Here is a 15,765-nt window from a genome sequence, read left to right on the forward strand (position 1 = left end):
GCATGAACATCGATACCAAGCTTCCCAAGGTCGGCACCACCATCTTCAGCGTGATGAGCCAGCTCGCGCTCGATCACCAGGCGGTGAACCTGGGCCAGGGCTTCCCCGATTTCGAACCGCCGCCGTCGTTGCGTGAGGCGCTGGCGCGCGCGATGGCCGAGGGCAAGAACCAGTACGCGCCCGGCATCGGTACGGCGCCGCTGCGCGAGCAGATCGCGTTGAAGACGCAGCGCGTGTACGGACGGCGTATCGACCCGGCGACGGAGGTCACCGTGACCTCGGGCGCGACAGAAGCGCTGTTCGCGGCGATCGCCGCGACCGTGCGGGCGGGCGAGGAAGTGATCGTGTTCGATCCGGCGTACGATTCCTACGAGCCTGCGATCGAGCTGCAGGGCGCGCGCGCCGTACACATCCCGCTGACGCTGCCGGAGTTCGCGATCGACTGGCAACGCGTGCGCGACGCCATCACGCCCAAGACGCGGATGATCCTGATCAACAGCCCGCACAACCCCTCGGGTGCCGTGCTGTCGGCGGACGACCTGGACTCGCTGGCCGAAATCATCCGCGACACCGGCATCGTGGTGCTCTCGGACGAGGTCTACGAGCACATCGTCTATGACGGTGCGCGACACGAAAGCGTGCTGCGCCATCCTGAGCTGGCCGCGCGCAGCATCGTGGTGTCCAGCTTCGGCAAGACCTACCACTGCACCGGCTGGAAGGTCGGCTATGCAGTGGCGCCGGCGGCGCTGTCGGCCGAGTTCCGCAAGGTGCACCAGTACCTCACCTTCTGCACCTTCCATCCGGCGCAGGTGGCGTTTGCCGAGATCCTCGCCAGCGACCCGGCCCATTACCTCGAGCTGCCCGACTTCTACCAGGCCAAGCGCGACCGCTTCCGCGCGCTGCTGGCGCCCTCGCGCCTGAAGCTCCTGGATGTGGCGGGGGGCTACTTCCAACTGGTCGACTATTCGGCGATCCGCGACGAGGACGACCTCGCCTTTTCGCGCTGGCTGGTCGAGCACGGCGGCGTGGCGGGCATTCCGCTCACGCCGTTCTATGCCGAGTCGGCGGGCACGCGGTTGCTGCGACTGTGCTTCGCCAAGAGCGACGCGACCATGGCCGCCGCCGCGGAGCGCCTATGTCGCCTGTGAGCATGCAACCGTTGACTGTCGGCCTGGTGCAGGGCGCCACGCGCTGGCACGACGCGCCGGCCAACCGCGACTACTACGGTGCACTGGTGCGCCAGGCGAAGGGTAGCGACCTCATCGTGCTGCCGGAGACGTTCCTTTCGGGCTTCAGCAATGACACCCAGGCGAGCGCCGGCACGATGGACGGCGAGGGCGTCGCCTGGTTGCGTGCGCTGGCCGCGGACGTCGGTGCGGTCATCTGCGGCAGCCTGGCGATCAACGAGAGCGGCACGGTCTACAACCGGCTGTTCTGGATGCGGCCCGATGGCAGCCACGCGCAGTACGACAAGCGCCACCTGTTCCGCATGGCCGGCGAACACACCCGCTACGGCGGCGGCCGCGAGCGGCTGGTCGTCGAGCTCAAAGGCTGGCGCATCCTGCCGCAGGTCTGCTACGACCTGCGTTTTCCGGTCTGGCTTCGCAACCGCCGGCTGGAAAGCGCCATCGGCGGGATGGATTACGACCTGGCGTTGTTCGTGGCCAATTGGCCGGCGCCGCGCCGGCAGCCCTGGCGCACGCTGCTGCGCGCGCGGGCGATCGAGAACCTCGCCTACGTGGTGGGCGTCAATCGCGTGGGCGTGGACGGCAACGACCTGCCTTATGCGGGCGACAGCGCCCTCATCGATCCGGTCGGCGAAACGGTGATCGAACTGGGCGCGCAGGAACAGGTGGTGACAGTGCGGCTGGACCCGACGCCGCTGCTCGCCCACCGCGAGCGCTTCCCTGCCTGGATGGATGCCGACGCGTTCACGCTGGGACCCGATTGACGTCCCGACGCATCGGGAGGCCACGCATTGCAATGGCCTCCCGATGATCGGTCTTGGCTACGGGGGAGCCCGTGGCCGGGCCAGCGTCGGAATCAGGGAAGGATGTCCAGCACCACCGTGGGCGGACGCCCAATGGCGGCCCGGCCATCGGCGACCACGATGGGACGCTCGATGAGCTTCGGATGCGCGACCATCGCCTCGAGGATGGCCATGTCGCCGAGCGCCGGGTCAGCCAGACCCAGTTCGCGATATTCCGGCTCGCCGGTACGCAGCAGTTGCCGTGGCGTCATGCCCAGCAGGCGAAGTAGGGACTTGAGCTCGGACACGCTGGGCGGCGTGTCGAGGTAATTGATCACTTCCGGCTCGAAGCCGCGCGCCTGCAGCAACTCCAGCGTGCCGCGCGACTTGGAGCAGCGGCTGTTGTGGTAGATGCGCACGTTCATCGGGGCGGCGTATCAGCGGTTGCCGTGACGGTTGCCGCCACGCCCGCCTTGCGGGCGACCGCCCCCGCCATGGCCCGGCGGGCGGCTGCCACGGTTCTGCGGGCGCCCACCCCGGCCCGGCGTAGCGCCCTGCCGGTTGCCCTGGTTACCACGGTTGCCGCCACCGCCGCCGAAGCCCGCGTAGGGGCTGCCGGCGCCGCGTGCTTCGCCGCCTTGGCGGGCGCCGGCCGGCTTGCCGCCACGCCGGTTGCCACCCGCCGGGTTGTTTCCGGCACCGTGCCCGCGGCCGGTGCCTTCGCGGCTTTCGCCGGCAAACCACGTGCGCACCGAGGGCAACTCCTGGCCCGGGGCCACGCCGCGCTTGTTCTTGCGCAGGCCCGGATTGGCCGGGCGTTCGGGGCGGGCGACGTTGCCGTTGACCTCTTTGCCAGGCCGGCGACGCTGCTGCTTGCCGCGCACGGGTTCCTCACGGATGCGGTCGAACGCGCGGATTTCGCGTGCCTCATCTTGGTAGGCGCCGCTCCAGCCGCCGGTGGCGCCGCGTTCGGGACGGTACTCGGTGACGCTGCGGTTGGCACGGCGCTGGTGCAACACCGGACTAAGCGTGAGCGCCGGCTGGGCCGGGCCCAGGCCGCAGCCTTTGCGCAGATCCTTGACCGCCTCTTCGGAAAGCGCCTCGCTTTCACCGCGGCGCAGCGTGCGCGGCAGTTCCACCGTGCCATAGCGAATGCGTTTGAGGCGGCTGACCAGGAAGCCCTGGGAATCCCACAGGCGGCGCACTTCGCGGTTGCGCCCTTCGCGGATCACCACGCGGAACCAGCTGTGGCTGCCGCCACGGCTGATGATGGCGATCTCGTCGAAGCGGGCGGGGCCGTCCTCCAGCTCGACGCCGGCCTTGAGCTTCTCGATCACCTCGTCGGGCACCTCGCCGTGCACCCGGCAGAGGTATTCGCGTTCCAGCCCGCTCTTGGGATGCATCAACGCATTGGCCAGCTCGCCGTCGGTGGTGAGCAGCAAGAGGCCCGTGGTGTTGATGTCCAGACGGCCCACTGCGACCCAGCGGGCGCCCTTCAGGCGCGGTAGCTGCTCGAACACGGTCGGGCGGCCTTCGGGATCGTCGCGGGTGGTCAGCACGCCTTCCGGCTTGTGGTAGAGCAGCACCTCGGTGTCGTCGCGATTGTCGGTGGCGACCACGAATTGCTTGCCGTCGAGCACCACGCGGTCACCGGCGTGGACGCTGGCGCCGATGCCGGCCGGCGCACCATTGAGTTCGACCTCGCCGGCCTGGATGCGCTGCTCCAGCATGCGGCGGGAGCCCAGGCCGGCATTGGCCAGCACCTTGTGCAGGCGTTCTTCCAGGGCGGGGGCGGTAGCCTCGGCGCGGGTCTCGCGCTTGAGGGTCAAGACGGATTTCTGCGGCGCAGTCATGCGCGGTACTCCTCGGTGTCCCGCTCGGCGGCGTCTTCGTCGACGCCCGCCTGGGCTGCTGCCTCGTCGGCAGTGGCGGATGGGGTGGGTGCCGGGTCATCCGACGCGGCGGTGGTGGTTTCGGTGGCGTCGGCCGGTTCGGCCTCGGCTTCGACAGGCGCGGGTGCCTCGTCGACGAGCGCGTCGCGGTCGGCCTCGGCGATGGTGGTGGCGGTCTCGCCTGGTGCTTCGGCCGCGATGGCCTGGGCGTCCGCTTCGTCCGGGTCGATCGGAAGATCCTTGATGACTCGTGGCGGCAGCGGCTCCTGGTCCAGCCGCAGTTGCGGGTCTTCCATGTCGCGGATCTCGGACAGTGGCGGCAGCTCGTCCAGCGATTTGAGGTTGAAGTAGTCCAGGAAGCCGCGGGTGGTGCCGAACAGCGCCGGCCTGCCGGGCACGTCGCGGTGGCCGACCACGCGGATCCATTCGCGCTCCTCCAGCGTCTTGATGATGTTGGAGGACACCACCACGCCGCGGATCTGCTCGATCTCCGGGCGGGTGATCGGCTGGCGGTAGGCGATCAGCGCCAGCGTCTCGAGCAGGGCGCGCGAGTAGCGGCTGGGCTTCTCGGTCCACATGCGCGACACCCACGGATGCACCTCCTGGCGCACCTGATAGCGGAAGCCGGAGGCGACTTCCTTCAGTTCGATGCCGCGGCCGGCGCACTCCTCTGCCAGCGCTTCCAGCGCACGGGCGATCGCCTCGCGGTCGATCTGGTCCTCTTCGACGAACAGCTCGCCCAGCTGTGCCACGGTGAGCGGCTGGCTGGCGGCGAGCAGGGCCGCTTCGATGATCGGTTTGAGTTGCTCGATCTGCATGGCCTAGGGTTTTCGGGTGGGCCGCGCCTTATTCGGCGGCGGCGGAAACCGGCATGTCGTCCGGCAGTTCGGCGCTTTCCTCGGACAGCGAGGCCTTCGCCTTGAGGTAGATCGGGGCCAGTGGCGCTTCCTGCACGATCTCCACCAGCATTTCCTTGGCCAGTTCCAGCATGGACAGGAAGGTCACCACCACGCCCAGGCGCCCTTCGCTGACGTCGAACAGGCTCTCGAAGCGGTGGAACGCGCCGTCGTCGAGCCGGCTCAGCAGTTCGCCCATGCGCTGGCGCACGCTGAGCGCCTCACGCTTGATCGCGTGATGGCCGAACAGTTCGGCGCGATGCATCACGTCCTTGAGCGCCAGCAGCATTTCCTTCAGGTCCAGCGGCGGCGGCAGCCGGACCACGTTGCGCTCGCCCACTTCCGCGTGGACCGCCACGGTGTCGCGCTCGACGCGGGGCAGGGTGTCGATGTCCTCGGCAGCCTTCTTGAAGCGCTCGTATTCCTGCAGGCGGCGCACCAGTTCGGCGCGCGGGTCGTCCTCGAGGCCTTCCTCGGCAGGCGGACGCGGCAGCAACAGGCGTGACTTGATCTCGCCCAGGATCGCGGCCATCAGCAGGTACTCGGCCGCCAGCTCCAGCCGCATGACGTCCCGCATCATGTCGATGTATTCCATGTATTGCCGGGTGATCTCGGCAATCGGGATGTCCAGGATGTCCAGGTTCTGCCGGCGGATCAGGTAAAGCAGCAGGTCGAGCGGGCCTTCGAACGCCTCGAGAAAAACTTCCAAGGCGTCGGGCGGTATGTACAGATCCTGCGGCATCTGCAACAGCGGTTCGCCGCGCACGATCGCCAGCGGCATTTCCTGCTGCTGTGGGATCGACGCGAAGGCGTCCTGCGGTGGTGGGACCGGCTGCTGCGGATCTGTGCTCATCAATGCATGTCGTGGGGCCGCTCACGCGGCCGGCAATGCGTAAAACTGCGGTCGTCCCGGGGTGGCGCCCTGCGGACGGATATCCCCTCGTGACCGCGGCCCGGGGCCGGCAGTCGGTTCAGCTGGCTAGCCGTTTCCCTGGCCGGAACCGTCGCCGCGATATCGCATGACGAGGCCGCAGGTTGGCGGTTCGGTCAGGCGGGCGGCCATCGAGTCCAGGCCGGGACTTGAGCCCTGGCTTGCACGCGCGACAGGATGGCGACGTTGCGCCAGGGACGGTTCAAATCGGTCTGCCGGATGCCTGGGATACGTGTCGCAGTGGCCGGAACGGCTGGCACGGCGCACGCTGGAATCCGCGCATGACGACAGGTTAGCGGCACCGTCGCGGCAAGTCCAGTGTGCGCCAGGCTGCCGGCGAGTTGGCTGGCGTGGATCGGCCGCGTGGCTTGGGCAGCTTGTGACACGACGCGTCCCGCCTGACGCCGAGCACGGCACCTGGACAGCATGCTTCGTCGATTACTGGATGGTGCCGCGGGGTTCCCACGATGGCACGGCACTTGCTTCGCAGTGCCCGGAAGGACGCCGGCCGATTCACCGCGGCGCAGGCTGCGTGCTCTGGTCGCAAGGAGATCGCGGTCGGGCGCCAGCAGCCCTGTCGATGAGTGGCGGATGCGTCGTACGATCGCAGGGACGTCGCAGGAGGCGCAGGCGCGCCTCGCTTGGGGAGCTAGATGACGATCGAAGACAACGTGGCGGACGAGTCGGGCCCGAAGTTCCTGCGGCCGGCGCGCATGCGCATCGAGACGACCGTGCTGATGAGCCACGGCGTGCAGTCGCACCCGACCGAGCTGGTGGATATTTCGGCCACAGGCGCGCTGCTGCGCCGGCCGCTGGGCTGGCAGGGCGAACTGGGGCAGAACTGGGTGCTGGACATGATCTTCGGCCGCGACCTGCACATTCATCTGGAGGCAGCGGTTGCGCGCATTTCCGACCGCCACATCGGCTTTGCCTATTCACGCATTCCGGAAGACAAGCAGGTGCCGCTGTGGAACCTGCTGGGCGGCTACGCGGACATCCTGGAGCACTGGCGGGAGGAGTGAGGTCGGCGGGATGGCTCGCTGGCCTTGAAGTGGGCATCCCTCAGGCCGTGGCCTTCTTCTGTTCGTCCCGCAGCTCCCGGCGCAGGATCTTGCCCACGTTGGATTTGGGCAGGGCATCTCTGAACTCGATCAGCCTCGGGCGCTTGTAGCCGGTCAGGTACTCGTGACAGAACTGCTTGAGCGCGTCGGCGGTGAGCGAGGGATCCTTGCGCACCACGAACAGCTTGACCACCTCGCCCGAGTGTTCGTCCGGCACGCCCACCGCGGCCACCTCGGCCACGCCCGGGTGCTGCATGACCACGTCCTCGACTTCATTGGGATACACGTTGAAGCCGGACACCAGGATCATGTCCTTCTTGCGATCGACGATATAGACGTAGCCGTTCGCGTCCATGCGCGCGATGTCGCCGGTGTGCAGCCAGCCGTCGACACCGAGCACCTTGGCCGTTTCCTCGGGGCGCTGCCAGTAGCCTTTCATCACCTGCGGGCCGCGCACCATCAGCTCGCCTACTTCGCCGGTCGACAGCGGGTGGTCGTCTTCCGACCAGATCGCCACGTCCGTGGAGGGAACCGGCAGGCCGATCGAACCGTTGTAGTCCGTCAGGTCCAGCGGGTTGATGCATACCGCGGGCGAGGTTTCGGTCAGGCCGTAGGCCTCGGCGAGCGTGCAGCCGGTGGTCTTCTTCCAGCGCTCGGCGACCGCACGTTGAACGGCCATGCCGCCGCCAAGGGTCAGGTGCAGGCGGGAGAAGTCCAGCTCGGCGAAGCCGGGCGTGTTGAGCAGGCCATTGAACAGCGTGTTGACGCCGGTGAGCGCGGTGAAGCCGGATTTCTTCAGTTCCTTGACGAAGCCGGGCATGTCGCGCGGGTTGGTGATCAGCCAGTTGAGGCCGCCCAGGCGCATGAACACCAGGCCGTTCGCGCACAGCGAGAAGATGTGGTAGAGCGGCAACGCGGTGATGATCACCTCTTCGCCGGGCTTGGCCAGGTCGCCGATCCAGGCGCTGGCCTGCAGCATGTTGGCCACCATGTTGCCGTGGCTGAGCATCGCGCCTTTGGCCACGCCGGTGGTGCCGCCGGTGTACTGCAGGAAGGCGAGGTCGTCGTGGTTGAGCGCGACCGGCGGCATCGGATGGGCCGCGCCCTGCGCCAGCGCCTCGCGGAAACGTACCGCTTTGGGCAGGGAATAGGCCGGCACCATCTTCTTGACGTGCTTGAGCACGAAGTTGACCAGAGCGCCCTTGGGGAAGCCGAGCAGGTCGCCGATCCCGGTGGTGACCACGTGCTCGACCTGTGTCTGCGCCAGCACTTCCTGCAGGGTCGCGGCGAAGTTGTCCAATACCACGATCGCCTTGGCGCCCGAATCCTCCATCTGGTGCCTGAGCTCGCGCGCGGTGTAGAGCGGGTTGGTATTGACCACCACCAGCCCTGCCCGCAGCGCGCCGAACAGCGCAATCGGGTATTGCAGTACGTTGGGGAGCATGATCGCGAGGCGATCGCCTTTCTTCAGGCCCAGCACGCCGGTGAGGTAGCCGGCGAACCGGCCGCTCAGCGTGTCGATCTCACCGTAGCTCAGGACCTTGCCGAAGCTGGAGAAGGCGGGGCGCTCGCGGAACTTTCCGAAGGCTTCTTCCACCACCGCAGCGACGGACGCATAGGCGTCGACGTCTATCTGTGCGGGTACGTCATGCGGATAGTGGGCCAGCCACGGACGCTCGTTGCTCATGTAGTGTTCCTGTTCCCCGTCGGCCTTGCGGCCAAGGCATTGGAGCATACGCCCGCGCACGGCGGCAAGCCGCGCCGTGGCGCGGGTTCGAGGACATACGCGCATGCGAAAACAGTTGGGTTTATGGATCTTTGCCAGTCTCCTGGCGGCTCTTGCGGCCTGCCACCGTACGCCCGACGAAGAGCGCGTGCGCGAAGCCATCGCCTCCGCCCAGCAGGCTGCGGAACAGACCGACGCGAGCGGCGTGGTCGAGCCGCTCGGCAAGGACTTCGAGGGCAACCAGGGCAGCCTGGGGCGCAAGGACATCGCCAACCTCGTCCGTCTCGCGCACCTGCGCGGCGAGCGCATCGGCGCGACGCTGGGGCCGATTTCGGTCGAGAGGCGCGGCGAGCGGCTGGTGGCTGATTTCACCGTGACGCTCACGCAGGGCAGCCGGCTGCTGCCGGACGCGGCGGGGATCTACCAGGTGACATCGGCGTGGCGCCGGGAAGGGAGCGAGTGGCGCTGCTACAGCGCGACGTGGACGCGCCAGCTATAGCGCACCTCCTGCAGCCGTGCGCCTGCGAGCATCTACCTGCCCCCCTCGCAGGGGGGAGGAAGGGGCGGCCGCGTCCGGCCGAGCCTTCGGCTGGCGGGAAGGGCAAAAGAAAAGGCCGCCCGGAGGCGGCCTTTTCCCTGCAACTAGCCCAAGCCTCAGGCCGCCTTGCGGCCGGCCAGCTGGCGCAGCACGTACTGCAGGATGCCGCCGTGGCGGAAGAACTCGCGCTCCTTCGGCGTGAGCAGCATCACATGCACGGCGAACTCCTTCTTCGTGCCATCGGCGGCGGTAGCGACGACCTTGGCTTCCTTCGACTCGCCGCCGGCCAGGCCGACGATCTCGATCGACTCCTTGCCGGTCAGCCCCAGCGACTGCGCGTTCTGCCCGTTCTTGAACTGCAGCGGCAGCACGCCCATGCCGACCAGGTTGGAGCGGTGGATGCGCTCGAAGCTCTCGGCGATCACCGCCTTGACGCCAAGCAGCAGCGTGCCCTTGGCTGCCCAGTCACGCGAGGAGCCGGTGCCGTATTCCTTGCCGGCGATGACAACCAGCGGCGTGCCCTCGGCCTTGTACTTCATGGCCGCATCGTAGATCGCCATCTGCTCGCCGGTCGGCACGTGCAGCGTGTAGCCGCCTTCGACCCCGCCCAGCATCAGGTTCTTGATGCGGATGTTGGCGAAGGTGCCGCGCACCATCACGTCGTCGTTGCCGCGGCGCGAGCCGTAGGAGTTGAAGTCCTTGGGCTCCACGCCCTTGGAGATCAGGAACCGGCCCGCCGGGCTGTCCTTCTTGATCGAGCCGGCCGGCGAGATGTGGTCGGTGGTGATCGAGTCGCCGAACAGGCCGAGCACGCGCGCGCCGTGGATGTCGCTCACCTGGCCGACGTCCATGGTCATGCCGTCGAAGTAGGGCGGATTCTTGATGTAGGTCGAATCCTCCCACCGATACAGCGCGCCGTCCGGCGAGGCGATCTGGTTCCAGCGGCTGTCGCCCTTGAACACGTCGGCGTAGTTCTTCTCGAACATGGCCGGGCTGATGGCGCCGGCGATGGTGTCGGATATTTCCTTGTTGGACGGCCAGATGTCCTTCAGATACACCGGCTGGCCATCGCTGCCGGTGCCGATCGGGTCCTGGGTGAGGTCGATGTCCAGCGTACCGGCCAGCGCATAGGCGACCACCAGCGGCGGCGAGGCCAGGTAGTTCATCTTCACTTCCGGATGCACGCGGCCCTCGAAGTTGCGGTTGCCCGAGAGCACCGAGGCCACGGCGAGGTCACCGGCGCCGATGCCCTGGCTGATCTCGGCCGGCAGCGGGCCGGAGTTGCCGATGCACGTGGTGCAGCCGTAGCCGACGATGTAGAAGCCGACCTTCTCCAGCTCCTTCAGCAGACCGGTCTTTTCCAGGTAATCGGTGACCACCAGCGAGCCTGGACCGATCGAGGTCTTCACCCACGGCTTGGCCTTCAGGCCCTTGGCGGCCGCCTTCTTGGCGACCAGGCCGGCCCCCAGCATCACCGCCGGGTTGGAGGTATTGGTGCAGGAGGTGATCGCGGCGATCACCACCGAGCCGTCCTTCAGCGTGAAGTTCTCGCCGTCCTTCTGCGCGCCGACGCTGCCGCCGCCGGCCTTGCGGTTGGCGGTGAGCGGGCCGACCACGTCGTGGAAGCTCTGCTTGACGCCTTCGAGCAGCACGCGGTCCTGCGGGCGCTTGGGGCCGGCCATGGATGGGCGCACGTCGGCGAGGTTGAGCTCCAGCGTGGTGGTGAACTCGGCGTGCGGGGTGGTCTCGTCGTGCCACAGGCCCTGCGCCTTGGCGTAGGCCTCCACCAGCGCGATCTGCGATTCCTCGCGTCCGGACAGGCGCAGGTAGTTCAGCGCCTCCTGGTCCACCGGGAAGATGCCGCAGGTCGCACCGTACTCGGGCGCCATGTTGGCGATGGTGGCGCGGTCGGCCAGCGGCAGGTGCTTCAGGCCGTCGCCGAAGAACTCGACGAACTTGCCCACCACGCCAAGCTTGCGCAGCATCTGGGTGACGGTCAGCACCAGGTCGGTGGCGGTAACGCCCTCGAACAGCTTGCCGGTGAGCTTGAAGCCCACCACCTGCGGGATCAGCATCGACGAGGGCTGGCCCAGCATCGCCGCTTCGGCCTCGATGCCGCCCACGCCCCAGCCCAGCACGCCCAGGCCATTGACCATGGTGGTGTGCGAGTCGGTGCCGAACACGGTGTCCGGATAGGCCCACAGCTGGCCATCCTTGTTCGCGGTGAACACCACGCGCGCCAGATGCTCCAGATTCACCTGGTGCACGATGCCGGTGCGCGGCGGCACCACCTTGAAGTTGTTGAAGGCCTTCTGGCCCCAGCGCAGGAACGAGTAGCGCTGATGGTTGCGCTCGAACTCGATCTCGACGTTCTTTTCCAGCGCCGACGCGGAGCCGTAGGCATCGACCTGCACCGAGTGGTCGATCACCAGCTCCGCCGGCGCCAGCGGGTTGATCTGGGTGGCGTCGCCGCCGAGCTTGACCACCGCGTCGCGCATCGCGGCCAGGTCCACCACGCAGGGCACGCCGGTGAAGTCCTGCAGCAGCACGCGCGCCGGCATGAAGGAGATCTCGGTGTCCGGCTCGGCCTTGGCGTCCCACTGGGCGACCGCCTCGATCTCCCTGGACGTCACGTTCAGGCCGTCCTCGTGGCGCAGCAGGTTCTCCAGCAGGATCTTCATCGAGTAGGGCAGGCGCTTGAGGTCGAAGCGCTCGCCGAGCCTGGCGAGGCTGGCGTACGCGTAGCGCTGGCCATTTAGCTCGAGGCTGTCGCGGACGTTGAACGTGTCTTTCATGACGAAACTCCTGGCTGAAGCTGAGGCGGAACGGAAGGGCGTCGGTCGCACCCGCGCAAAGATCGCGATTATCGCAAATCCGCCCGTACGCGTGCCGGCAAGGCAGGGCGTCGAATGCGGGCGAAGCGGCGAAGCGGCCGGGGCAGCTAGAATCGGCCGGCTGCGGGAGCGGCGGCGATGGAAAGCTGACTCGGCATAGCTTGCGACGGCACCCGCCGCCGCACAAACGCATTTGGTGGCAGGCTGCATTCGATGATTTCGACGGCGCTCTCGGCGGTATCCCTGCGCGACCTGGCGCTGGTGCAGGCGGTGCACCGGCACGGCAGCTTCAACAGCGCCGCCCGGGCGATGCACATCAGCCCATCGGGTCTATCGCACCAGGTGCAGAAGGTCGAGCAGGCGCTGGGCGCGCCGCTGTTCGAGCGAGGCGGACGTCGCGTCGTGCCGACCGCAGGCGGGCAGCGCCTGCTGGAGCGGATCGAGGCCGTACTGGCGGCAGCCGAGCACCTGCAGCAGGCGGCCCGTGCCGGCACGGTGGCGTTCGGCGGGGAGCTGCGGCTGGGCGTGCCGGCCTCGCTCGGTCCCTATCTTCTGCCGCACCTGATCGAGCCGTTCCCGCAGCATTTCCCGGCCGCGCGGCTGAGCCTGTCCGAAGGCAAGCCGCGCGGCCTGCTTCGGCGCCTGCACGAGGGCGAGCTGGATGCGGTGCTCGCGCCGACGGTTGCCGCGGCCAGCGGCATCGCCACGCGTCCGCTGTTCTTCGAGCCATGGGAAGTGATGTTCCGCGCAGACCACCCGCTGGCCGGCCGCGCCAGCGTCGCGCTGGCCGAACTGGAGCAGGCGGAAGCCACGCTGATGGCCGAGAGCCACCCCGGCGGCATCGACGGGCAGGGCGGCCACGTGCAGGACGTCAGCCTGGAAAGCCTGGCGGCGCTGGTGGCCCTGCGTGGCGGCTACGCGCTGGTGCCGGCGCTGGCGCGCGAGCGGCTGGCCTCGATGCCGGAGCTCACGCTGGCACACGTCCAGGGCACCGCGCCGGGGCGCGAGATCGCGCTGTACTGGCGCGAGGCGTCGCCATGGCTGGCAGACATCCAGGCGTTCGCCGCGTTGCTGCAGGAGGTGGCGCGCGGACGGCCGGGGCTCAGGGTGCCACCGGAGGACTGAGCTCGCGCCTCACGCGACTGCGGGTGGAGGGCGGTCGGAAGCCGGACCTCCGTGGCCCGCGGCAGCCTCAGCCGTTGTCCAGCGTCGCCCCGGTCAGCAGGCCGCGCGCCAGCATGCTGCATTGCCTACGGTTGAGCACGATCTGCCATTGGCGCCCGCCGACCTGCCGCCACAGCACCGCCGAGCGCACGGCCGCCAGCAAGTTCGCGCGCACCTTCTCCACCACGGTCGGCTGCTGCAGGTGCTGGGGATGGCCGTTGACCATCACACGCGGGCTCAGGGTGGACAGGGTCGAGGCGTACACGTCGGCCAGGCGGCGGATCACCTGCGGCGAATCCTGGCCGAAATGCTCGACCTGGCGGCGCGTGGCGAGGATGCCTTCCTGCAGCTTCGCGGTGAGTTCGGGCCGGCGTGCCAGGCTGCGCTCGAGCCGCATCACGGTGACCGCCATCTGGGTGAGCGCCATGTCGCGGCTGCCGTCGTCCAGTTGGCCGATCAGGTGGCGCAGGCCCAGCCGCACGCCACCCACGCCGCCGTAGACGGCCGACACCGAAGGCGCATCGATGCGGAAAACGCTGGCCACGCTGGCCTCCATCGCCGTCTCGTCGCAACGCCCCTGGTTGGCTAGTTGCTGCGCCAGGCCCACCGCCTGGAACAGGCCGGCCAGCGCGAGCACGCGCGGTTCGTTGATGGCGAAGGTGTCGAGCACGTCAGGTTCCTGCTGGCATGGGGGGAAGGCCGCCGAAGGGCGCATCGGTGGCAGCGATCACGGCGCCACCCAGACAGGCTTCGCCGGCGTAGAAGACCACCGACTGGCCTGGCGTGACCGCGCGTTGCGGATCGTCGAAGCGCACCTCCAGCCGATCGGCTTCCACCTGCACCTCGCAGGCCTGGTCGGCCTGGCGGTAGCGGGTCTTGGCGGTGCAGCGGAAGGATGTCGAAGGGGGGGCGCCCGCCACCCAGCCGGGCGCATGGGCCGTCGTGCGCCGCGATTGCAGCCAGTGGCTTTCGCCGCCCTGTGCCACGTAGAGCACGTTGGCGGACACGTCCTTGCCGACCACGTACCACGGCTCGCCGCTGCGGCCCTGGCGTCCGCCGATACCCAGGCCGTTGCGCTGGCCGAGCGTGTAATACATGGTGCCCTGGTGTTCCCCCACCAGGGCGCCCTCGGGCGTACGCATCTCGCCGGGCCGCGCCGGAATGTAGCGGGCGAGGAAGCTGCGGAAGTCGCGTTCGCCGATGAAGCAGATGCCGGTGGAGTCCTTCTTCGCATGCGTCGGGAGCGCAGCCGTGCGCGCCAGTTCGCGCACCTGAGTCTTCTCGATCTCGCCGACCGGGAAAAGGGTGGCCGCCAGTTGCTGCTGGCCCAGTGCGTGCAGGAAATAGGTCTGGTCCTTGGCCGCGTCGAGCGCGCGCAGCAGGCGGTAGTGCCCGTCGCGGTAGTCGACCCGCGCGTAGTGGCCGGTGGCGATCTTTTCGGCGCCCAGTGCGCGCGCCTCGTCCAGGAAGGTCTTGAACTTGATCTCGCGGTTGCAAAGCACGTCCGGGTTGGGCGTGCGGCCGGCGCGGTATTCGGAAAGAAAATGCTCGAACACGTCCCGCCAGTACTCGGCGGCGAAATTGCGTACGTGGAACGGAAGACCTAGGCGCCCGCATACGGCCAGCGCGTCCTTGCGGTCGGCATCCGCGGTGCAGGGGCCACTCTGCCCGTCGTCCTCCCAGTTCTGCATGAACAGGCCTTCGACCTCGTGGCCGGCCCGCTGCAGCAGCAGCGCGGCGACCGAGGAATCGACGCCGCCGGAGACGCCCAGCATCACCTTCATGGCCGTGCCGACTCCGCGAGCAGGCTGGACAACGCCTCCAGCGGATAGCGCCGGCCGGCGAGCCAGGCATCGATGCTCTGCAGCACCATCGGGCTGCGCAGGCGCGGGCCAAGATCGGCGATTTCGCCGCGACCCATCCACAAGGCGCGGCGTATGCCCACGTCCAGCCGGCGCGTAGGATCGTGCGCCAGCGGTCGCGCCGCGAAACTGAAGCGCACCACGCCCTCGCCATGCTCGGTGCTGCGCCACTGGTGCACGCCCAGGAAGCACTCGGGCTGCACGGCCCAGCCGGTTTCCTCCAGCGTCTCGCGCACGGCGGCCTGGAGCAGGCTTTCGCCGTCGTCCAGGTGGCCGGCCGGCTGGTTGTAGACGAGCCGGCCATCGACCTCTTCCTCGACCATCAGGTAGCGCTCGCCCTTCGCCACCACGCAGGCGACGGTGACGTGGGGGCGCCAGACGAACGAGGCTGCGGAAGAGACGGGCATCGGGAGACGGGGGCTGGAAATGCGTCATTGTGCCATCACCTAGCTGAGGCGCAGCCTGCACGGCGGCGCGACCAGGGCTGCATCCGTCGCGGCGTATACTTCGTACCAGCAAAAAAGTCCCCACGAGCAATGGCCCACGAACCCGAACACGATCCCGGCAGCGGACACGGCCTGGCCGTCGAGACCAGCCGTCCGGAACTGGCACGGCCGCCACTTTTTCAAGTTGTGCTGCTGAATGACGATTTCACTCCCATGGACTTCGTGGTCGAGGTGTTGCGTGGCTTCTTCGCCATGGACCAGGAGCGTGCGGTGCAGGTGATGCTTCACGTCCATACCCGCGGCAAGGGGGTGTGTGGCGTGTTCACACGGGAGGTGGCCGAGACCAAGGTCACCCAGGTCAACGAGTATTCACGGACTCATCAGCATCCCTTGCTGTGCACTATGGAAAAGCTATGAGCGGCCCCATCTTGTAGCCATCGCGGCAT

Annotated in this window: 15 protein-coding genes; 6 read left to right on the forward strand and 9 right to left on the reverse strand. The window is 68.2% G+C overall.

Translation table 11 applies throughout. From position 1 onward, the window contains the following. Positions 1–2 precede the first annotated feature (2 nt). Positions 3–1,148, forward strand: a complete 1,146-nt coding sequence (locus VGU65_RS08520; protein ID WP_327474650.1) for a pyridoxal phosphate-dependent aminotransferase — start codon at positions 3–5, stop codon at positions 1,146–1,148. Further along, complete coding sequence (locus VGU65_RS08525; protein ID WP_327474652.1) at positions 1,136–1,951, forward strand: amidohydrolase; 816 nt, start codon at positions 1,136–1,138, stop codon at positions 1,949–1,951. The genes VGU65_RS08520 and VGU65_RS08525 overlap by 13 nt, the downstream gene beginning before the upstream one ends. Before the next feature lie 92 nt (positions 1,952–2,043). On the opposite strand, the gene arsC is transcribed toward VGU65_RS08525, so the two are convergent. The 4 genes from arsC to VGU65_RS08545 are packed head-to-tail and all read right to left on the reverse strand — an operon-like array spanning position 2,044 to position 5,610. Beyond that, positions 2,044–2,394, reverse strand: coding sequence for an arsenate reductase (glutaredoxin) (gene arsC, locus VGU65_RS08530; RefSeq protein WP_327474654.1), 351 nt, complete (start codon positions 2,392–2,394; stop codon positions 2,044–2,046). Between the two features lie 12 nt (positions 2,395–2,406). After that, positions 2,407–3,822: a pseudouridine synthase gene (locus VGU65_RS08535; RefSeq protein WP_327474656.1), complete on the reverse strand. Its 1,416-nt coding sequence runs from the start codon at positions 3,820–3,822 to the stop codon at positions 2,407–2,409. Further along, positions 3,819–4,679 (reverse strand): SMC-Scp complex subunit ScpB, encoded by an 861-nt coding sequence (gene scpB, locus VGU65_RS08540; protein ID WP_327474658.1) that lies wholly within the window; start codon positions 4,677–4,679, stop codon positions 3,819–3,821. The genes VGU65_RS08535 and scpB overlap by 4 nt, the downstream gene beginning before the upstream one ends. A gap of 28 nt (positions 4,680–4,707) precedes the next feature. Continuing rightward, a complete protein-coding gene (locus VGU65_RS08545) occupies positions 4,708–5,610 on the reverse strand; it encodes a segregation and condensation protein A (protein ID WP_327474660.1) in 903 nt (300 codons plus the stop codon). 731 nt (positions 5,611–6,341) lie between these two features. Between VGU65_RS08545 and VGU65_RS08550 the strand changes: the two genes are divergently transcribed. After that, entirely contained in the window at positions 6,342–6,710 is a 369-nt protein-coding gene (locus tag VGU65_RS08550; RefSeq protein WP_327474662.1) for a PilZ domain-containing protein, read from the forward strand. 40 nt (positions 6,711–6,750) lie between these two features. Here VGU65_RS08550 and VGU65_RS08555 read toward each other — a convergent pair whose 3' ends face one another. Next, entirely contained in the window at positions 6,751–8,436 is a 1,686-nt protein-coding gene (locus VGU65_RS08555; protein ID WP_327474664.1) for an AMP-binding protein, read from the reverse strand. Between the two features lie 187 nt (positions 8,437–8,623). Here VGU65_RS08555 and VGU65_RS08560 point away from each other — a divergent pair, with 187 nt between their 5' ends. After that, positions 8,624–8,974: a hypothetical protein gene (locus VGU65_RS08560; RefSeq protein ID WP_327474666.1), complete on the forward strand. Its 351-nt coding sequence runs from the start codon at positions 8,624–8,626 to the stop codon at positions 8,972–8,974. A gap of 155 nt (positions 8,975–9,129) precedes the next feature. Here VGU65_RS08560 and acnA read toward each other — a convergent pair whose 3' ends face one another. After that, positions 9,130–11,808 (reverse strand): aconitate hydratase AcnA, encoded by a 2,679-nt coding sequence (acnA, locus tag VGU65_RS08565; RefSeq protein WP_327474668.1) that lies wholly within the window; start codon positions 11,806–11,808, stop codon positions 9,130–9,132. A 252-nt stretch (positions 11,809–12,060) separates the two neighbouring features. On the opposite strand from acnA, the gene VGU65_RS08570 reads away from it, so the two are divergent. Next, positions 12,061–12,972 (forward strand): LysR family transcriptional regulator, encoded by a 912-nt coding sequence (locus VGU65_RS08570; RefSeq protein ID WP_327474669.1) that lies wholly within the window; start codon positions 12,061–12,063, stop codon positions 12,970–12,972. Positions 12,973–13,039: 67 nt separating this feature from the next. Here the strand turns inward: VGU65_RS08570 and hflD are convergent, their stop codons facing one another. Genes hflD through VGU65_RS08585 form a run of 3 tightly spaced genes read right to left on the reverse strand, consistent with a single transcriptional unit; the run spans position 13,040 to position 15,280 of the window. After that, on the reverse strand, positions 13,040–13,663 hold the full coding sequence (gene hflD, locus VGU65_RS08575; protein ID WP_327474898.1) for a high frequency lysogenization protein HflD: 624 nt from the start codon (positions 13,661–13,663) through the stop codon (positions 13,040–13,042). A gap of 19 nt (positions 13,664–13,682) precedes the next feature. Continuing rightward, the gene (mnmA, locus tag VGU65_RS08580; RefSeq protein ID WP_327474670.1) at positions 13,683–14,795 is read right to left on the reverse strand and encodes a tRNA 2-thiouridine(34) synthase MnmA; all 1,113 of its coding nucleotides are present in this window, start codon (positions 14,793–14,795) and stop codon (positions 13,683–13,685) included. Next, positions 14,792–15,280, reverse strand: a complete 489-nt coding sequence (locus VGU65_RS08585) for an NUDIX hydrolase (RefSeq protein ID WP_327474671.1) — start codon at positions 15,278–15,280, stop codon at positions 14,792–14,794. Before VGU65_RS08585 ends, mnmA begins: the two co-directional genes overlap by 4 nt. Positions 15,281–15,409: 129 nt before the next feature. Between VGU65_RS08585 and clpS the strand changes: the two genes are divergently transcribed. Continuing rightward, entirely contained in the window at positions 15,410–15,736 is a 327-nt protein-coding gene (gene clpS, locus VGU65_RS08590) for an ATP-dependent Clp protease adapter ClpS (RefSeq protein ID WP_091332759.1), read from the forward strand. The last annotated feature ends 29 nt before the right edge of the window (positions 15,737–15,765 follow it).

This window comes from Frateuria sp., assembly GCF_035943815.1.
Taxonomy (GTDB): Bacteria; Pseudomonadota; Gammaproteobacteria; order Xanthomonadales; family Rhodanobacteraceae; genus Frateuria_A.

What these genes read in the sequence shown, in the direction of transcription:
- VGU65_RS08520 (WP_327474650.1), top strand. Translation starts at nt 3, where the DNA reads ATGAACATCGATACCAAGCTTCCCAAGGTCGGCACCACCATCTTCAGC.
- VGU65_RS08525 (WP_327474652.1), top strand. Translation starts at nt 1,136, where the DNA reads ATGTCGCCTGTGAGCATGCAACCGTTGACTGTCGGCCTGGTGCAGGGC.
- arsC (WP_327474654.1), bottom strand. Translation starts at nt 2,394, where the DNA reads ATGAACGTGCGCATCTACCACAACAGCCGCTGCTCCAAGTCGCGCGGC.
- VGU65_RS08535 (WP_327474656.1), bottom strand. Translation starts at nt 3,822, where the DNA reads ATGACTGCGCCGCAGAAATCCGTCTTGACCCTCAAGCGCGAGACCCGC.
- scpB (WP_327474658.1), bottom strand. Translation starts at nt 4,679, where the DNA reads ATGCAGATCGAGCAACTCAAACCGATCATCGAAGCGGCCCTGCTCGCC.
- VGU65_RS08545 (WP_327474660.1), bottom strand. Translation starts at nt 5,610, where the DNA reads ATGAGCACAGATCCGCAGCAGCCGGTCCCACCACCGCAGGACGCCTTC.
- VGU65_RS08550 (WP_327474662.1), top strand. Translation starts at nt 6,342, where the DNA reads ATGACGATCGAAGACAACGTGGCGGACGAGTCGGGCCCGAAGTTCCTG.
- VGU65_RS08555 (WP_327474664.1), bottom strand. Translation starts at nt 8,436, where the DNA reads ATGAGCAACGAGCGTCCGTGGCTGGCCCACTATCCGCATGACGTACCC.
- acnA (WP_327474668.1), bottom strand. Translation starts at nt 11,808, where the DNA reads ATGAAAGACACGTTCAACGTCCGCGACAGCCTCGAGCTAAATGGCCAG.
- VGU65_RS08570 (WP_327474669.1), top strand. Translation starts at nt 12,061, where the DNA reads ATGATTTCGACGGCGCTCTCGGCGGTATCCCTGCGCGACCTGGCGCTG.
- mnmA (WP_327474670.1), bottom strand. Translation starts at nt 14,795, where the DNA reads ATGAAGGTGATGCTGGGCGTCTCCGGCGGCGTCGATTCCTCGGTCGCC.
- VGU65_RS08585 (WP_327474671.1), bottom strand. Translation starts at nt 15,280, where the DNA reads ATGCCCGTCTCTTCCGCAGCCTCGTTCGTCTGGCGCCCCCACGTCACC.
- clpS (WP_091332759.1), top strand. Translation starts at nt 15,410, where the DNA reads ATGGCCCACGAACCCGAACACGATCCCGGCAGCGGACACGGCCTGGCC.